General features: G+C 39.9%; 19 protein-coding genes and 1 other annotated feature. Of the genes, 1 reads left to right on the plus strand and 18 read right to left on the minus strand.

Going from position 1 to position 17,383, the window contains the following annotated elements:
- Window positions 1-72: 72 nt before the first annotated feature.
- From glyS to rpsU, 17 genes are all read right to left on the minus strand, one after another.
- Window positions 73-2,142, minus strand: a complete 2,070-nt coding sequence (gene glyS / locus JFV29_RS19340) for a glycine--tRNA ligase subunit beta (protein WP_201185848.1) — start codon at window positions 2,140-2,142, stop codon at window positions 73-75.
- Window positions 2,129-3,025, minus strand: a complete 897-nt coding sequence (glyQ, locus tag JFV29_RS19345) for a glycine--tRNA ligase subunit alpha (RefSeq protein WP_053346993.1) — start codon at window positions 3,023-3,025, stop codon at window positions 2,129-2,131. The genes glyS and glyQ overlap by 14 nt, the downstream gene beginning before the upstream one ends.
- A gap of 188 nt (window positions 3,026-3,213) precedes the next feature.
- Window positions 3,214-3,388, minus strand: a binding site (T-box leader).
- Between the two features lie 58 nt (window positions 3,389-3,446).
- Complete coding sequence (gene recO / locus JFV29_RS19350) at window positions 3,447-4,199, minus strand: DNA repair protein RecO (protein ID WP_056528660.1); 753 nt, start codon at window positions 4,197-4,199, stop codon at window positions 3,447-3,449.
- A gap of 33 nt (window positions 4,200-4,232) precedes the next feature.
- A complete protein-coding gene (locus JFV29_RS19355; protein WP_083450815.1) occupies window positions 4,233-4,376 on the minus strand; it encodes a YqzL family protein in 144 nt (47 codons plus the stop codon).
- A gap of 99 nt (window positions 4,377-4,475) precedes the next feature.
- Window positions 4,476-5,405, minus strand: a complete 930-nt coding sequence (gene era / locus JFV29_RS19360) for a GTPase Era (protein WP_053346995.1) — start codon at window positions 5,403-5,405, stop codon at window positions 4,476-4,478.
- On the minus strand, window positions 5,398-5,826 hold the full coding sequence (locus tag JFV29_RS19365) for a cytidine deaminase (RefSeq protein WP_397443371.1): 429 nt from the start codon (window positions 5,824-5,826) through the stop codon (window positions 5,398-5,400). The genes era and JFV29_RS19365 overlap by 8 nt, the downstream gene beginning before the upstream one ends.
- Before the next feature lie 9 nt (window positions 5,827-5,835).
- A complete protein-coding gene (locus JFV29_RS19370) occupies window positions 5,836-6,213 on the minus strand; it encodes a diacylglycerol kinase family protein (RefSeq protein ID WP_098177895.1) in 378 nt (125 codons plus the stop codon).
- A complete protein-coding gene (gene ybeY, locus JFV29_RS19375) occupies window positions 6,191-6,667 on the minus strand; it encodes an rRNA maturation RNase YbeY (RefSeq protein ID WP_201185850.1) in 477 nt (158 codons plus the stop codon). Before ybeY ends, JFV29_RS19370 begins: the two co-directional genes overlap by 23 nt.
- Window positions 6,664-8,835: an HD family phosphohydrolase gene (locus tag JFV29_RS19380; RefSeq protein WP_201185853.1), complete on the minus strand. Its 2,172-nt coding sequence runs from the start codon at window positions 8,833-8,835 to the stop codon at window positions 6,664-6,666. The genes ybeY and JFV29_RS19380 overlap by 4 nt, the downstream gene beginning before the upstream one ends.
- A gap of 192 nt (window positions 8,836-9,027) precedes the next feature.
- On the minus strand, window positions 9,028-9,990 hold the full coding sequence (locus tag JFV29_RS19385) for a PhoH family protein (protein WP_057218726.1): 963 nt from the start codon (window positions 9,988-9,990) through the stop codon (window positions 9,028-9,030).
- A 3-nt stretch (window positions 9,991-9,993) separates the two neighbouring features.
- Window positions 9,994-11,181, minus strand: a complete 1,188-nt coding sequence (gene yqfD, locus JFV29_RS19390; RefSeq protein WP_201185855.1) for a sporulation protein YqfD — start codon at window positions 11,179-11,181, stop codon at window positions 9,994-9,996.
- Between the two features lie 15 nt (window positions 11,182-11,196).
- Window positions 11,197-11,481, minus strand: coding sequence for a sporulation protein YqfC (gene yqfC / locus JFV29_RS19395; protein ID WP_053347001.1), 285 nt, complete (start codon window positions 11,479-11,481; stop codon window positions 11,197-11,199).
- Between the two features lie 124 nt (window positions 11,482-11,605).
- Window positions 11,606-12,109, minus strand: a complete 504-nt coding sequence (locus tag JFV29_RS19400; protein WP_053347002.1) for a hypothetical protein — start codon at window positions 12,107-12,109, stop codon at window positions 11,606-11,608.
- 22 nt (window positions 12,110-12,131) lie between these two features.
- Window positions 12,132-13,139 carry a flotillin-like protein FloA gene (gene floA, locus JFV29_RS19405; protein ID WP_397328346.1) on the minus strand — a complete coding sequence of 336 codons (1,008 nt, stop codon included), beginning with the start codon at window positions 13,137-13,139 and terminating at the stop codon, window positions 12,132-12,134.
- A gap of 43 nt (window positions 13,140-13,182) precedes the next feature.
- On the minus strand, window positions 13,183-14,502 hold the full coding sequence (locus tag JFV29_RS19410; protein ID WP_446728269.1) for an NfeD family protein: 1,320 nt from the start codon (window positions 14,500-14,502) through the stop codon (window positions 13,183-13,185).
- Between the two features lie 308 nt (window positions 14,503-14,810).
- Entirely contained in the window at window positions 14,811-15,254 is a 444-nt protein-coding gene (locus tag JFV29_RS19415) for a GatB/YqeY domain-containing protein (protein WP_057218734.1), read from the minus strand.
- Window positions 15,255-15,268: 14 nt separating this feature from the next.
- Window positions 15,269-15,442: a 30S ribosomal protein S21 gene (gene rpsU, locus JFV29_RS19420; protein ID WP_028391853.1), complete on the minus strand. Its 174-nt coding sequence runs from the start codon at window positions 15,440-15,442 to the stop codon at window positions 15,269-15,271.
- 235 nt (window positions 15,443-15,677) lie between these two features.
- On the opposite strand from rpsU, the gene JFV29_RS19425 reads away from it, so the two are divergent.
- Window positions 15,678-16,610 (plus strand): Na/Pi symporter, encoded by a 933-nt coding sequence (locus JFV29_RS19425; RefSeq protein ID WP_201185857.1) that lies wholly within the window; start codon window positions 15,678-15,680, stop codon window positions 16,608-16,610.
- 29 nt (window positions 16,611-16,639) lie between these two features.
- Here the strand turns inward: JFV29_RS19425 and deoC are convergent, their stop codons facing one another.
- Entirely contained in the window at window positions 16,640-17,311 is a 672-nt protein-coding gene (deoC, locus tag JFV29_RS19430) for a deoxyribose-phosphate aldolase (protein ID WP_056528625.1), read from the minus strand.
- Between the last annotated feature and the right edge of the window lie 72 nt (window positions 17,312-17,383).

Consider the following 17,383-nt stretch of genomic DNA (forward strand, 5'->3'; position numbering starts at 1 on the left):
TTGACCATTTAATATTTTAAGAAATCGGAAACCTTTATATAAAGTGTCTCCGATTTCGATGAATCCTTTCAATTATGAAAGGATAATTTTATTCATAGCCGCAAAGCCTGAAACTAAATCGCTAATTTCTTTCATTAGGGATAAGCGGTTATTACGGATTGCTTCATCATCTGCCATGACCATTGTATTCTCGAAATATGATTCTATTTCCGATTGAAGCGAGATAAGATGTTCAAAACGCTCTTTCTCTTTTTTAGTTTCAGCATATCGCAATGCTACTGTTTGATATTTTTCATAAAGCGCTTTTTCCTGCTCATTTTCAAAAGCATTCGGGTCAACTGTCACTTTATGGTCACACTTTACAGCAATATTCATAACACGACTTAATGCTTCGAGGCTTTCTTTAAAGCCTGCTTCATCTTTTTTCGCGTCCAATACATGAGCACGTTCTACTAAAGAGTGTATAAACCCAATCTCGTCGATCAGAACAGCATCAATTAAATCATAACGAATCTGCTGTTCTTGAAGTAAATGTTTTACCCGCGCTTTAAAGAAGGTAAACATGTCTGCTTTTACTTCCTCTAAATCGCGTTTTAGAAGACCTTTTGATTCAAGTCCTTTAAGTCCTAGAGTAATAAGCTCTTCTAAAGAGATATTCCATTTTTTCTCCGCTAAAATTTGAACAACACCGCTTGCCTGTCTTCTCAATGCGTATGGATCCTGGGAGCCGGTTGGAATGACGCCAATAGCAAAGAATGATGCGAGAGTATCAATTTTTTCGGCTATACTTACAACTGCTCCAATAACAGAAGGCGGCACATTGTCATCCGCATGTCTTGGCATGTAGTGTTCATTGATTGCAGCCGCTACTTCTTTTGCTTCTCCTTTTAGGAGCGCATACTTCTCACCCATATACCCTTGCAATTCGGGGAATTCATAAACCATATGACTGACTAAATCAAATTTAGCAATTTCAGCAGCACGAAGCGCCAGATCCTTTTCTGCCTTTAAATTCAAAGCATCTGCCAGAACGCCTGTCACCGCTGTTACACGGGCTGTTTTCTCAGCTAAGGTACCTATTTCTTCATGATAAACGATGCTGTCGAGTTTTTTCAAAGCATCTGCTATCTCTTTTTTCTGATCTTCTTTAAAGAAGAATGCCGCATCCGATAAACGCGCACGCAACACTTTTTCATTTCCTTTAGATACCTTTTCTAGATGACGGTCATCTCCATTACGAACGGTTACAAAGAATGCAAGTAACTTGCCGCCTTGATCTTTAACTGGGAAATAACGTTGGTGCTCCTTCATTGAAGTGATCAAAACTTCAGCTGGAAGTTCAAGGAATTCTTCTTCAAAATGGCCAAATAACACCGTTGGGTACTCTACCAAATTATTGACTTCTTCAAGCAGATCTTCATCAACTGGGATGATCCAGCCTTTTTCCTGCTCAAGACTTTTAATCTGTTCTAAAATAACACTACGACGTTTTTCTGGATTAGCCATGACAAACTGGTCTCTTAACGTTGCTTCGTACTGTTCAGGATCCTCTATCCTTGCAGCTTCTCCTAAGAAGCGATGTCCCTTTGTTTCACGGCCAGTTTCAACATCAGCTATGGAAAATGGCACTACTTCGTTGCCGAATAATGCAATCAGCCATTTAATCGGACGGACAAAACGAAGGTCTTGGTTGGCCCAACGCATATTTTTCGGGAACGTCATCCCGCTGATAATTTCCTGTAACTCAGATAAAAGCTGGGAAGTCGGTTGTCCTTTAATGAATTTATTTACATGGGCATATTCAATACCCTTAAGTTCTTTAAAATAAATATCCTCAGCGGTCATCCCTTGGCCTCTAACAAACCCTAATGCTGCTTTAGACCAGTTTCCTTCACTGTCCAAAGCAATTTTTTTAGCTGGTCCTTTTGCTTCTTCTTCGATATCTTTTTGTGATTCTGAAACGTCTTTTACCAATATGGCCAAACGTCTTGGTGTGGAAAAAGCTTCAACCGCTCCGAATTCAATTGCTTTTTCCTTAAGCCATTTCTGTACTTTATCTGACAACTGTTTCATAGACGCTGTCACAAAACGAGCCGGCATCTCTTCCAATCCAATTTCCAATAACAAATCACGCTTGCTCATTTGTATTCTCTCCTTTCACTTTTAGAATCGGGAAGCCTAATTTTTCCCGCTCTTCATAGAAGGTTTTGGCAACCTTACGTGCTAAGTTACGGCAGCGGGCTATATATCCCGTTCTTTCCGTTACTGAAATCGCACCTTTTGCATCCAAAAGATTAAATGTATGTGAACATTTTAAAACATAATCATAGGCAGGATGTACAAGCCCTTCTTCCATTTGGCGATGTGCTTCCTTTTCATACATTGTGAAAAGTTGAAATAACATATCAAGGTCGGATGTTTCAAACGTATATTTTGAATGCTCGTATTCCGGCTGTCCAAAAATATCCCGTACTGTAAATCCTTCTGTCCATTCTAGATCAAACACATTTTCTTTTTCCTGAATGTAGGAAGCAAGACGCTCGATTCCATATGTAATTTCCACGGAAACCGGCTTACACTCAAGACCGCCTACCTGTTGGAAATACGTAAATTGTGTAATTTCCATTCCATCAAGCCAAACTTCCCAGCCAAGACCAGCACAACCTAATGATGGGTTTTCCCAGTTATCTTCTACAAAGCGAATATCATGCTCAAGCGGGTTAATACCTAATGCGCGCAATGAATCCAAATACAGCTCTTGGATATTGTCTGGTGATGGCTTCATGATTACTTGGAATTGATGATGTTGATAGAGACGGTTAGGATTCTCTCCATAACGACCGTCTGCTGGACGGCGGGATGGCTCCACATAAGCAACACTCCACGGTTCAGGTCCAATTGCTCTAAGGAACGTATAAGGGCTCATCGTTCCTGCCCCCTTCTCGACATCATAAGCATTCATTAATATGCAGCCTTGTTCAGACCAATGCTTTTGTAAAGTTAAAATCATATTTTGAATATTCATCGTACACCTCCAGATTATTTAAAACGCCTCTTTATGAAATTAGGGACGGGAACTCCTATACCAGTAATTTTGAATCGTTTATCGGCCACGCATGCATTTCACCAATTAATTCAAGTGTTTTACCGGTCCATTCATTGTTATTCTTTCGCATTTTTGCAAACAAAAAACTCCCGTCTCTATGCGAAATGCATAGGGACGAGAGTTTACCCGCGGTTCCACCCTAATTGCCGTTAATAAACCGGCCTCTTTTCAAAGCTACATGCTCCGGAACGCCTTCCCTGTAAATCCATACCCCGGCTTTCACCATCCCGGGTTCGCTTTTTATGGAGAATGACAGATACTCTTTTCCATCAACGCAATCTTCTTATTTTAATGATTAGAATTTTATACAATCAAGCCTGGAATGTCAATAGGTCAAATCTTAAAACATATCTTTCATCGTATCAATCTGTTTTAAGAACTTTTTTGATTTTAAATGGAGGCCTGAATACTCTTCATAATAAGCATCAATGATTTTCTGCAGTTCTTTTTTCGTTTCAGGCTTAACCGAAATGTTTCCGAGCCTTGATAAATCCAAATAATAAAATATTCGCAGCAATTTAACGGCTGCGGGTGAAATTTTATAGTGATATGGGTCTTTTCCCAGACAGCGGTGACAAATAAAACCACCTTCCCGTAGCGAGAAGGAGAATTCTCCTTCTGTTTCACCACAAACAGCACATTGATTTAGTACTGGGTTAATCCCGTTGACGGGCAGCATCTTCATTTCGAAAATAAATTTCAAAACCTCCGCGTCATATTCTTCGTTTATGTAATGCAAGGTTTGCGAGAGTAATTCAAACAGATATGGATTTGGTTTCTTATCATCTACGCTTTTATCAACCAATTCAACAATGTATGAAGCATATGCAGTGGCAAAAAGGTCCTCCCTTATAAAACGAAGGGAGTCGACCATTTCTCCTTGTTGAAGACTTCCGAGTCCGCTTGATGTAGAAACAAGGAAATACCCGGAGCAAAAAAGTTGGGTGACGGCAGCAAGCCTGCTATTAGGTTTACTGGCTCCTCTAGCCATAACTCCAATTTTCCCTAGCTCACGGGTATAAATAGTAATAATTTTGTTGTTTTCTCCATATGCAGTCCGTCTTATGACAATGCCTTCACATTTTTGGAGCATACCAAGACACCACCCATGCTTGCCAAGACTATCTTATGAAACAGGAAAATCAATATCTGCTAGCTCATCACTCAATACTAAGGGTCTTTCCTGTCTTTCGACTTCTATCTCCTTAAACAGCAAATAGGTGTCCACATTACCTGTTTCACTAAATAACTCCCAGGTAAAATCCAACATATAAAGCCCACCTTTCATTTTTAACTAGCAATATAAATATCCGACCATATGATTAGCTTGACCTTTTTCCACACTTTCATGAAGCGTAAATTTTGCTAATTAATACTCACTTTCATTGAAACCATAATCGCGAAGTTGGCTCGCTTTGTTACGCCAATCCTTCTGTACCTTCACCCATAGTTCCAGGAATACTTTCGAGCCTAATAAATTCTCGATATCAACCCTCGCACGGCTACCGACTTCTTTCAACATTTTCCCTTGCTTACCAATAACAATACCTTTTTGTGAATCACGTTCTACCACAATCGTAGCCATAACATTAATTGTATCACTGTTATCCATTTTTTTTATTGAATCGATAACAACAGCCACTGAATGGGGAATCTCCTCCCTAGTCAGGTGCAGAACTTTTTCGCGGACCAATTCAGAAATAATAAAACGCTCCGGATGATCAGTTACTTGGTCAGCTGGATAAAACTGTGGACCTTCAGGAAGATGCTCCTTGATTTGCTCAAGCAGTGTATCGACATTATTGCCTTCAAGCGCTGAGATTGGAACCACGGCCGCGAACGGATAAAGCTTTTGATATTTCTCAATAATTGGGAGTAAATCATCAGGGTGCATAGCATCAATTTTGTTGACTACAAGGAAAACAGGTGTTTTTACGGTTTGTAGTTTTTCAATGATAAACTCATCACCACGTCCGTATCCTTCTGTCGCATTAATCATGAAGAGAATCAAATCGACCTCTTTCAATGTATTTGTTGCTACCTTCATCATAAAGTCTCCAAGCTTATGCTTCGGTTTATGAATCCCCGGTGTATCAATGAATATCATTTGTGAATCGTTTTGTGTAAGTACACCTTGAACCTTGTTTCTCGTTGTTTGCGGTTTATCACTCATAATGGCAATTTTTTGACCAATAACCCGGTTCAAAAATGTACTCTTGCCAACATTAGGTCGTCCTATAATCGAAATAAAACCTGATTTGTAACCTTTTACTTGTGTTTCGTCAAATAGTTTATTCATTTAAATCCTCCGGTGAAAAAGCTCCTGGAAGCAATTCCTGTACTGTTAGTTCTTTAATATCCCCGTTTAAGTTGGTTAAAACAACCAACATATCTTGTTCACATAGTTCTGAAATAACCTGCCTGCACGCTCCGCATGGGGAAACAGGACGATCAGTATCTGCCACGACTGCTAGTTTTGTGAACTTCTTATCATTATGAGCATAGGCACTGAATAAAGCGGTTCTTTCTGCGCAATTGCACATACTATATGCAGCATTTTCTATATTGCACCCATGATAAACCTTACCATCGGCAGTTAATAAAGCAGCCCCTACTTTGAATTTTGAATAAGGTACATAAGCCTTTTCCCTTGCTTTTTTAGCTTCCTCAATCAATTCATTCGTATTCAATTCACATCTTCCTTTCAAATTGGATACCATTTCAACCACCTATAGTCCAAACTTCGGCAAAAAGATAATCAATCCAACTATTATAGAAAATATAGCATATATGAATACAGCTCCGGCTGCAATATCTTTTGCCTGCTTAGCAAGGGGATGGATTTGGTCTGTTACCAGGTCTACAACTCTTTCAATCGCTGAATTAACGAGCTCTAATGTAATCGTACCAGCAATGGCAGCCAAAATGAACAGCCATTCCATCCCATTCAATGAAAAATACCAACCAAAGAATACGACGATTACTGTTAATACGAAATGAATCTTTATATTACGTTCTGTTCGAACTGCTTCCAAAATCCCCTGACAGGCAAAAGAGAAGCTTTTTATTAAAGGATACTTTTTTTTACCCTTCTCTTGAAAGTCCATATTCTTCCAAGATCTCCTTTTGTTTAGTAAACATCACTTTTTCATCTTCTTCAGTCATGTGATCAAAGCCTAGTAAATGAAGAAAACCATGAAGAGCTAAAAACCCAAGTTCACGGTCAAAAGAATGTCCGTATTCTTCTGCCTGCTCCTTAGTACGCTCAATGGAAATAATAATATCACCCAGCATACGAGGCATTTCGGCCCCGATAATTTCTACTTCATCTTCACCCATCTCTTCCAGTGCAAAAGAAATGACATCGGTAGCTGCATCTTTATGGCGATATTCTTTATTGATTTCCTGAATTCTTCTATTATCTACAAAAGTGACAGACAGTTCCGTATCTTCTTCAATATTTTCTTTTTTAGCCGCAAATTGCAGAATACTTTCAACAAGGTTCTGAGCTTTTTCCGTAACTTCGTTCGTTTCATCCATTAAATCGATTGCTAAAATCATTCTTTCACCTTCTGTCCTAATTTTTCCGGCTCCGGATATTCAATCCTGGAGTGGAAGATACCATTAAGCGATTCACATAAGGAATGCTTCACGATACTTAATTCTCTCATAGTAATGTCACATTCATCAAATTGACCGTCTTGAATTCTGTCCTGAATAATAAAACTTACCAGCTCTTCAATCTTCTCAGGTGTAGGGTGCTGCATCGATCTCACCGCGGCCTCTACACTATCAGCAATCCCTATGACAGCGACTTCCTTCATTTTCGCTCTCGGGCCTGGGTAACGGTAACAGGCTTCAACTGTCGTATCATCCTGCTTCTTCGCCTTATGATAGAAAAATTTCAATAAAGTAGTCCCGTGATGCTGCTCCGCAATATCAACAATCTCTTTCGGGAATTTATGACTGCGCAACATCTCACCACCATCAACAGCATGGGCAATGATGATATCCCTACTCGTTTCCGGCTGCAGTCGATCATGCGGGTTTTCCTCATTCATCTGATTCTCGATGAAAAAATGCGGACGTTTCGTCTTGCCTATATCATGATAATAACTGCCGACCCTTGCAAGCAATCCATTTGATCCAATAGCTTCACAAGCTGATTCCGCTAAATTGGCCACCATTACACTGTGATGGTAGGTTCCTGGTGCTTCAATTAAAATTTTTCGTAGTAAAGGGTGGTTTGGATTTGAAAGTTCAATTAGCTTCATCGATGATAAGATCCCGAAACCTGCCTCAAAAAACGGTAACAGGCCCATTGTCAAAACAGCTGAACCCACTCCCGATCCTATTGCTGCAGCAGCATAGTACAAATACTCCATTTTAGTATAATGCCCGTCCATTATAAAGATAAGCGAAAATACAAATGCCATATTGATTAAAGACATCAGAAGTCCTGCAATCAGAACTTTTGATTTGAAATTGGGGCGCGATAATATAATGATTGCCGCCAAACCCCCGAAAATAATATAAAGTCCCATAGAGAAATCTAGATTTCCAGGTGTATCACCATTAAATATAATCGTACCATACGAACCTAATAAAATAATCATTGCTACAGCTAGCTTATCATTCAATAAAATCTTAATAAGCATAGCCGCCATGGCACCTGGGAAAATGTATTCTAAATTCGAATTTTTAAGATCTGCGAAAACACTGACAGTTTTCATAGTTGCCATCGAAAGGATAAAGACAAGACTGAAGATCAATAACTGATTGTATTTGTTATCCCTTTTGGAAATTGAAATGTAAAAAAAGTAATAAAAAGCTCCAAAAGTTAAAAGGATAAATAGCAGTAGCCCAATATAAGGATAAATGGTAGACTCTGTACTTAAAAAACCTGCCAGTTCAAGTTGCCTGTACACATCCCGGTCTACTAACTGATTTTCTTCAACAATAATCTGCCCCTGAAGAATTCTAATAGGCTCTACGCTTTCGACTGCTTTCCTACGTTGCTCCTCGGTTTTATCCTTATCGAAAAACACATTTTGGATGATTGCCGTGCGTGCAAGGGAATTAGAGGCTTTTTTCATATCGCTATTAATGCTCATATACCCTAATTCTTCTACAACCTTTTTCTTGGCATTTTCGACATCACTGGCCGCAATTCGTGAGCTCATCACATTATTAACAGCCGTGATTGTTGAGTCTTTTGCAATTTCCAGCTCATCTTCATTCGCCTGCACTAAAGCAAGGAAAACAGAATCCTCAATATTTCTATTGACTTCATCTGTCAATTTTTCTTTTAAAATGGAAACCTTCTGAGCATCAGTTTTTATCGGTTCCTTTTTATCTTCCTTTCCTTCCTCTTTTTTATCTCTTTCAGGATCTGTTTCTTTATTCACCTCAATCGCCGAATCAAAAATGGATGAAATCAGATCGACTTTATTTTTGGCGTATTCTTTTTTTAATGTATAGACATCCGCCACTTGTTTTGAAATCTCTTCTTTTTCTTGTTCGGTCTTATATGTATCTTCTACAGTCTTTGTTGAACGAATAGTTTGTTCTGCCGGCTTAAAAAGCTCTACCTGGACTTTTTCCGGTTTGACATTGGAAAACATTAATCCATACGTAAACAAACCAAGTATCAGAAACAACAGTACTTGAAAAAAACGATGGACCAATAGCCCCTTTATTTTAGTAAAAAATTTCTGGATACGATTCAAGGAAGGTCCTCCTATAAAAAAGTGATGTAATATTCTAGATATGTAAAATCATAACAGTTTTCTTGTTAATTTTCACCCTGGTTATGATAAATGTAAAGCTTCTTCCGTTCTATTTCTACTTTTTGCTAATAAAGACACACAATCTACACACAGCACGAAAAATCCGCCGAGTGGAATTGGCGGATTTTTTTCTTATTCCTTTGCCTGCTCGTAAGCAGTAATGATTTTGGCTACAAGTGGATGTCTTACAACATCACTTTGTTCAAAATAAACAAATGAAAGACCTTTAACATTTTTCAAGATTTCTTCAACCCGAACCAAACCAGACTTCATTCCTTTGGGAAGGTCAATCTGTGTACGGTCTCCCGTAATGACCATCTTTGAACCGAATCCAAGCCGAGTTAAGAACATCTTCATTTGGGCTTCAGTCGTATTTTGTGCCTCATCCAAGATGACAAATGCATCTTCAAGCGTACGTCCCCTCATGTAGGCAAGAGGAGCAATTTCAATCGTTCCACGTTCTATCATCCTTTGGGTCTGTTCCATCCCCAGAAGGTCATGTAGGGCGTCATATAACGGCCGTAGGTACGGATCTACTTTTTCCTTCAGATCTCCTGGCAGGAAACCTAGGCTTTCACCCGCTTCAACAGCCGGTCGAGTCAGGATAATTCTTTTAACATGGCCATTTTTTAATGCATTAATCGCCATCACTACAGCAAGGTAGGTCTTCCCGGTTCCAGCAGGCCCAATTCCAAATACTAAGTCTTGCTTCTTTATAGCTTGAATATAGTATCTCTGACCGATTGTTTTGACTTTAATGGATTTCCCTTTAGCTGTTTTAGCGATTTCCTCTTCATATAATTCACCGAAATATTCCAAGGTCCCTTTTCTAGCCAATTCAATTGCATATAGAACATCCCTGGAACTGATTGTAATTCCTTTTCTAATTACTGTTAATAGTGCTTTCAATATTTCCTGACCCATTGTTACCCGCTCGATTTCTCCAGCAACACTGATTGCTTCACCTCGGGTAATAACTGAAATTCCAAGCTCTTCTTCAAGCACTTTTACATTTGAATCCCCATTGCCCAATAAAGCAATTGCTTCATTAGGTGATTCTATTTCTAGCTTAATTACTTTCACATCATCTGCCATTCGTTAGTCTCCTTGAATGATTGGCTGTCCAATCGCTATATCTTCAATAACTTGGTAATGTATAGATAATTTAACTTTACCATTCTCTATGCTTTCGTGCAAAATTTTTTCTCCCACGATTTCATCTTCCTCATCGAGCAGTTTTTGCAAATCGGCTCGGGCCATTTTTTTACCTTCCTTTATCGCTTCTTCCTTCGTATAACTTCGGACAATATCATCCTTGCTCCTTAAGGTCACAACTTTATAGGAAATAGGCAGTTCCCATTGAAGAAAGTGAAACGGCCTCACAGTCGTTTCTTTTTCCTGTTTTTCATATCCCGGATCTTTGAAACCCCAGATTGGCAAAGAAAAGCCACTCATTTTTATATAGTGCTTACTCGTTTCATTTCCGTTTAAAACAGAAAATTTAGTTTTCAATGGAACCTTCACTTCCGCTTTATACCAGGTTTTCCCTTTTATTACTCCCTGAGCTGATACAATTTCCGGCTTGTCTTCTTTCCCAATCACACCTGAAACAAGAAGCTGCCCTTTGCCGACATAATCATTTACGTTTACTATAGATTGTCCTTTTTTTACGAACAAATCAGTGATTATTGCTTTTTTCGAAGCTACCAAATTCTGTGGAGACGTTTTCTCGATTTCTTTCGGCTGCCGTTTTTCAACAACTCTAAAATGGTAAGTTGTTCCCTTCAGCTCAACTCCCACCCACGTTAATGCACCAATCCGATCAGATAATTTACGCTGGATTGTATCCACATCATCAACAAAAAATTGCAACTTACCAATTTTCAAGCCCATCTTGTCCAACTCTTTTCGGATGGCATGCTCGGTTGCCGGCTTTGCATCTTGCACATCAATGCCCCAAACCATATTGGAAAGTACAAAAATGCAAAGCAGAAAGGCAATTAGACCAGCCAAAAACCCGCTATTTTTCATAACTCTCTTCAATAGGAACGGAACGCCTTTTCCCTGCATGAACTTTACTTTGCAGTCACTTTTACGCATAACCTGACGGAGCTTTGGAATATCTCTAAAATCCATATGAAAAATTAGAGATTCACTTCCAACACGCTTCACATCCCAGATATGAAGCCCTCTCCTTGTCAGCATGTTAATCAACCGTTCCGCACCTCTGCCATAAGCCTTCACTTTAACATAGCCTGTATAGTAGTTTGTCCATTGGTTTTTCATGGAGACCTCCCGGGATCATTCATTGATAAAATATACCTTGTCAATCTTGCCTTCGAGCATGATTTCTTCCGGCAAAATCGTCTTAATGACAAAGGCTGTTCCCTTTATTAGCAGCTGACCATTTTTCAGCATCAATCGTACTTCACTGTCAGTAAAAGCTAATAAGCCACGATGATTTTCAATATAAATATGTAATTGTCCGATCATAGTAATTCGCGGCAGGTCCATCATGACATCTTGCGGAAGGTCCATTGTTTTGGTCATAAGCTGTTTCATTTTTTTTCCCCAATTACGAGCCATAAAAAAGAACCCCCTTTCATCTCAATGTATGAAATGAAAGAGGGTTCTAGCACAAAATTATAAAGGAACAAAAGTCTATTTTTTTATTGCATCAAATACATAATGCAAACAGGTCCCTATCGAGTTATCTCCTTGACCTCTGAAGACTTCGCTTCGCCCTTGGCGGTCCCAGCACTTCTGACATGATGATGCCATCAATCAGCTGTTTTTTGCCAAAAGACGGTCCTTTGCGATAGACCGGACTGTTATTATCAGATATCGCTGATGTAATTTGATCCGCCTTCGCTTTTTGATATAAACGCTCTTGATCGTACTTCTGCTGCAGACGCCTAAGCTCCGCAATCCTTTTGTTAGCTTCAGTTTTCGTCTCATCGATTACTTCAGCAGCCTGTGCTGCCTGCTGTTCGACTTTCCTTACGGGAGCAGGTGCAGGCCTTTGCTGTTGATTACCTTGTGCCATTTCACCTTGAAGCTCCCGGATGACCTCCTGCCATTTCTTTTTCGGAGGCGTGTTTGGATCATCACTTTGCTGAGGCTGCTTTTTCTTTCCTAACATGGACGTTAAAATACCGATCAAGACAATGATAAGGAATGGGTTCTTGAGAAAGAAATCAATAAAATCTCCCATTTAAAGACCTCCCTTTCCTGATCTAATTATTATTATTGTTATTATTATTATTATTGTTAATGTTGTTATCTTTTGGATTGTCGGATATTTTACTGATGGAATCACGCATATCCGTATCAGCCGTGATATTTTGGATATTCATATAATCCATCACTCCAAGGTTTCCACTTTTTAGTGCATCTGCCATAGCCAACGGAACTTCTGCTTCGGATTGGACAACCTTCGCTCGCATTTCCTGAACACGGGCAACCATTTCCTGTTCAAGCGCAACAGCCATGGCACGTCGTTCTTCTGCTTTTGCCTGGGCAATTTTCTTATCCGCTTCGGCTTGGTCTGTTTGCAAGATCGCCCCGATGTTTTTCCCGATATCCACTTCAGCGATATCAATGGAGAGAATTTCAAATGCTGTTCCTGAATCCAACCCTTTTGATAAAACTGTTCTTGAAATCAAATCGGGATGTTCCAGTACATCCGTGTGCATTTTCGAAGCACCAATTGTCGATACGATCCCTTCCCCTACACGGGCAATGATCGTCTCTTCACCGGCACCACCGACTAGACGTTCAATATTGGCACGAACCGTGATCCTCGCCTTCGCTTTTACTTCAATCCCATTCATTGCTACACCAGAGATGAACGGAGTTTCGATCACTTTCGGGTTAACGCTCATTTGAACAGCTTGCAGTACATCACGACCAGCAAGATCAATAGCCGCACCTCTTTCGAAAGGTAACACGATATTCGCACGTTCCGCAGCAATTAATGCGTTCACGACGCGATCGACATTACCGCCTGCAAGGTAATGGCTCTCCAATTGATTCGTTGAAACATTGATTCCAGCCTTATGGGCCTTAATAAGAGGATTGACAACTCTGCTTGGTATAACGCGGCGAAGCCTCATCCCAACTAATGTAAAAATACTGATTTTGACTCCTGCCGCTAAGGCGGAAATCCATAACATTACTGGTACGAATGTGAAAAATACTGCCAATACGATGATAGCAGCAATCACTGCCAGTACAATAAAAATCGTTCCTGAACTTATCACTTAATGATTCATCCTTCCTGTATCTTTAATTTGATTCCGGAATTTCCCGGACGACAACCCTAGATCCTTCAACTTTAACAATTATGATTGCCGAACCTTTGGAAACAAAACTTCCTTCAGTCACGACATCAACTCTTTCATCATTAATCAAAGCTGTTCCTGAAGGCCTTAAATCTGTAAGGGCCTTCCCTTCAACACCTAATAAATCCACTCGATTCGGATTGCTCACATACCCTTGTTCCGTTTTTGTTGCATCGGTTAATATCATTTTCCTGAAAAATTTCATCTGTTTTCCAAACACCTTTACAAGTAGGATGAATACCAAAATGGATACGGTAATCGCAATTAGCAAGGAAATCGTCATATGAACAGGATCACCTGATGCGAGGAATAAACTTCCCACAATCGAGGTAAACCCAAGCAGCCCGATAATCCCCCCTGGGACAAAAAATTCTACTAGTACAAGAATGATTCCAATAATGAACAATGCTAACGATTCGTACCCGGTGATACCTGCGACAAGATGGCCATAAAAGAACAACACAAGACTGGAAATCCCTATAACACCCGGAATTCCAAAACCAGGTGAAAACAATTCAATCACAATCCCGATTCCTGCTATTGTTAATAATATAGGAATGACAATTGGATTGGTCAAAAAGCGGGCAAGTTTCTCAGGAAGGCTTTCTTCGATAGATCGAATATCGGCATCCTCAACCCCAAGTATACTATACAGCTCTTCTATCCCAGAAACGGTACCTTCACTATAGCCAGCCTTTTTAGCCTGTTCCGCTGTAAATGTCAGCAGCTTTCCGGTTTCTGCACCATATTCAGGAAGGTTGATGTCTTCATCCGCCATCGCCTGGGCAAAAATCGGATCGCGTCCATTTTGTTCAGCAGCAGTCGTCATGGCAGCAAGCCAATAAGATTGCGCTTTCTTTCCTGCAGCGTTTCCTGATGAATCAATAACGGCTGCTGACCCCATTGTCGCACTCGGAACCATATAGATCTCATCGGCACTCAGAGAAATATATGCGCCTGCAGAAAGAGCTCTGTTATTGACGTAGGCAACTGTCTTTATTGGTGAATCGGACACTAACTTAGCAATTTTCCCTGCCGCATCAACAGCACCACCAGGGGTATTCACCTCGAAAACGACAAGATCTGCATTAGCGGCTTCTGCAGTGGTCAACGCACGTTCTAAAAAAGCAGAGAGTCCCTTTTCCACCGTTTCTTCAATTGGAACATGGTAAACGATCTTCTCCTTTGCAGAAACAGCCGGCACCATCAGTGAAGACATGGTAAACAGCAATCCAAATAAGAGCAAAGAAATATAACGCCAAATTTTCAACGGAACGCCTCCTTTCCCGTACTTAACGCTGTAAGCCGCCTCCGATTTCCGAAGAATACTTACCAGATAAATTCAGCCCGTAACTAAAAATTGAATAAGAGGCCCCTGCAAATGAAGCTACCCTTTACTCTGTTCCTTAGTTATTACGTATGTATATGAAAAAGGTTTCAAAAAAAGCAAATAAATTTAAAAGTATCCATAATATCTCACCATTTGTCCCAATAATATACGCATAAATATTGTAATCTAATCCTTTAATACACAAAAACCACAGGCAATTTGCCTGCGGTTAGGTTTCGAGTTTAAGATAGATGTTGTTGTACTAAGTTGTTTACTAGAGAACCATCTGCTTTACCTTTAACTTTAGGCATTAAAGCTCCCATAACTCTCCCCATATCTGCTTTGGACGTTGCATTGACTTCTTCAATTGTTTGTTTAACAATTTTAGAAATCTCTTCTTCTGAAAGTTGCTCAGGCATATATGCCTCTACGTATACTAGTTCGGTGCGGACTTTATCCACGAGATCGGAACGACCTGCGTTTTCAAACTCCTGGAGGGAGTCTTTGCGTTGTTTTAATTCGCGAGAGAGCACTGTCAATTCTTCATCATCTGTTAAATCTTGTCTCAGCTTTAGAGCTTCGTTTTGAATAGAAGCTTTCAGCATCCGAATAACAGATAGTTTGTCCTTTTCCTTGTTCTTCATCGCTTGTTTCATATCATTATTTAAACGCTCGAGAAGACTCATCTTTCCACCCTCTCTTAGAATTTACGTTTTCTTGCAGCTTCAGACTTTTTCTTACGTTTTACGCTTGGTTTTTCATAAAATTCACGCTTCCTAGCTTCCTGAAGCGATCCTGCTTTAGATACAGTACGTTTGAAACGACGAAGAGCATCTTCAAGCGATTCGTTTTTACGAACGACGGTTTTAGACATCTCTTTCCCTCCCTCCGAAAACAACACACTAACTCAAGTTGTCAACATGTTATACATGTACTAAACAATTATAATATATCATCTTTAACAGGTCAACCAATAAAATCAAACTTATTTCGAATATTATCATGTTTATGTCATAATTTTTCACTAAACAATCATTCTAGAGCAAAGAAATCCTTTTTATAGCATGTCTACCCCCTTTGGACCATAAGCTGATTAAGGGGTGAGAGTCATGTATGAGCTAATTTTATTTCTATTATTCATTGCGATATTTTTAGCCGGTATGGCTGTTTTACGTATCGGATTGTTCAATATGTCCGGTGCTGTATTAAAAACTTTCCTCTCAAAGGTAACAGATAGACCCTGGAAAGGTTTTTTTGCCGGTACCATTTTTACAGGAATTCTCCAGAGCAGCTCAGCGGTCATGGTTATGACGGTCGGCCTCGTTTCTGCTGGAAGTTTAACTTTCCCACAAACAATCGGTATTATTCTAGGAACAAATATCGGTTCTACCTTCACAGCAGAATTTATGACCATTTCCTTGGATCGTTGGATAATTCCTGGTGTCATCAGTGGTGCTATTCTTTGTTTAATGCCAAAAGTATTATCGAAAAGCGCTGGGATGTGCCTGATCGGTATCTCAGCTATCTTCGCAGCGATGAGTGGCTTTAAAATGCTTTCGAAACCTATTGCAGTCTATCCATCAGTTCAGACTCTAATCAGCAACATAGAGGATCATATGAGTATTGCTCTATTGGCTGGTATCTTGTTAACGGCAATGATTCACTCTAGCTCCGCGACTATAGGAATAGCAATGAGCTTTTTAATGAGCGGGGAGTTATCCGTCGCTTCCGCCATTATCATGATGCTCGGCTCTAATATAGGCACTTGTATCACCGGCTACATGGCCAGCATCGGTTCTGGTAGACAAGCTGCTTTTACAGCTTATGCACATATTTGGTTAAATGTAATCGGAGTTGCAGCTTTTCTCCCTCTTGTGGACGTCCTAGAACGAACAGCTGCTTTTTTCACCGATGATAAGGGTACACAACTCGCGCATGCTAGTGTTATTTTCAATATCGTGACTTCCTTGATCGTTTTACCATTTGCACGCCAATTTTCCAACTTTATTTTATTGATCCATCGTCCGCATATAAAAAAATAAGCCGCACTCTTAAGAATGCGGCTTGTAAATTAATAATCAGAGTCAGCTGTTAAGCCCTTTAAGATGGAGACACCTGCACTCGCTCCAATTCTTGTTGCACCCGCTTCAATCACTTTCTGAGCATCACTCGTGTTACGAACTCCGCCTGAAGCTTTAACGCCGATATCTGGTCCTACTGTTTTTCTCATAAGCGCAACATCTTCAACTGTTGCACCGCCAGTTGAAAAACCAGTTGAGGTTTTAACGAAATCCGTTCCCGCTTTTACGGCAAGTTCGCAAGCACGGACTTTTTCTTCCTCAGTAAGTAAAGAGGTTTCAATAATTACTTTTGACAGAGCTTTACCTGTCGATGCCGCTACCACAGCTCGAATATCCCGCTCTACCAATTCATTATCCTTGTCCTTTAATGCGCCGATATTGATCACCATATCAACTTCGTGTGCGCCATTACTGATGGCGTCTTTTGTTTCAAAAGCTTTAGTTTCTGGTGTAGTGGCACCCAAAGGGAAACCAATTACCGTACAAACTTTTACTTCTGAGCCTTCTAAAAGCTCACTTGCATACTTCACCCAAGTCGGGTTTACGCATACTGAAGCAAAATTATACTCTCTCGCTTCTTCACATAATACCTTTATTTGTTCTTTCGTTGCATCTGCTTTTAATAAAGTGTGGTCAATTAAACCTGCTACATTTTGTGACATTTATATTCCTCCTTAAAAACATTTTAAAACTAGTTGTACGTACCTCTCATCATACCATAGTTCTTCCATTTT

Source organism: Peribacillus sp. TH16, assembly GCF_016651095.1.
Classification (GTDB): Bacteria; Bacillota; Bacilli; order Bacillales; family DSM-1321; genus Peribacillus; species Peribacillus butanolivorans.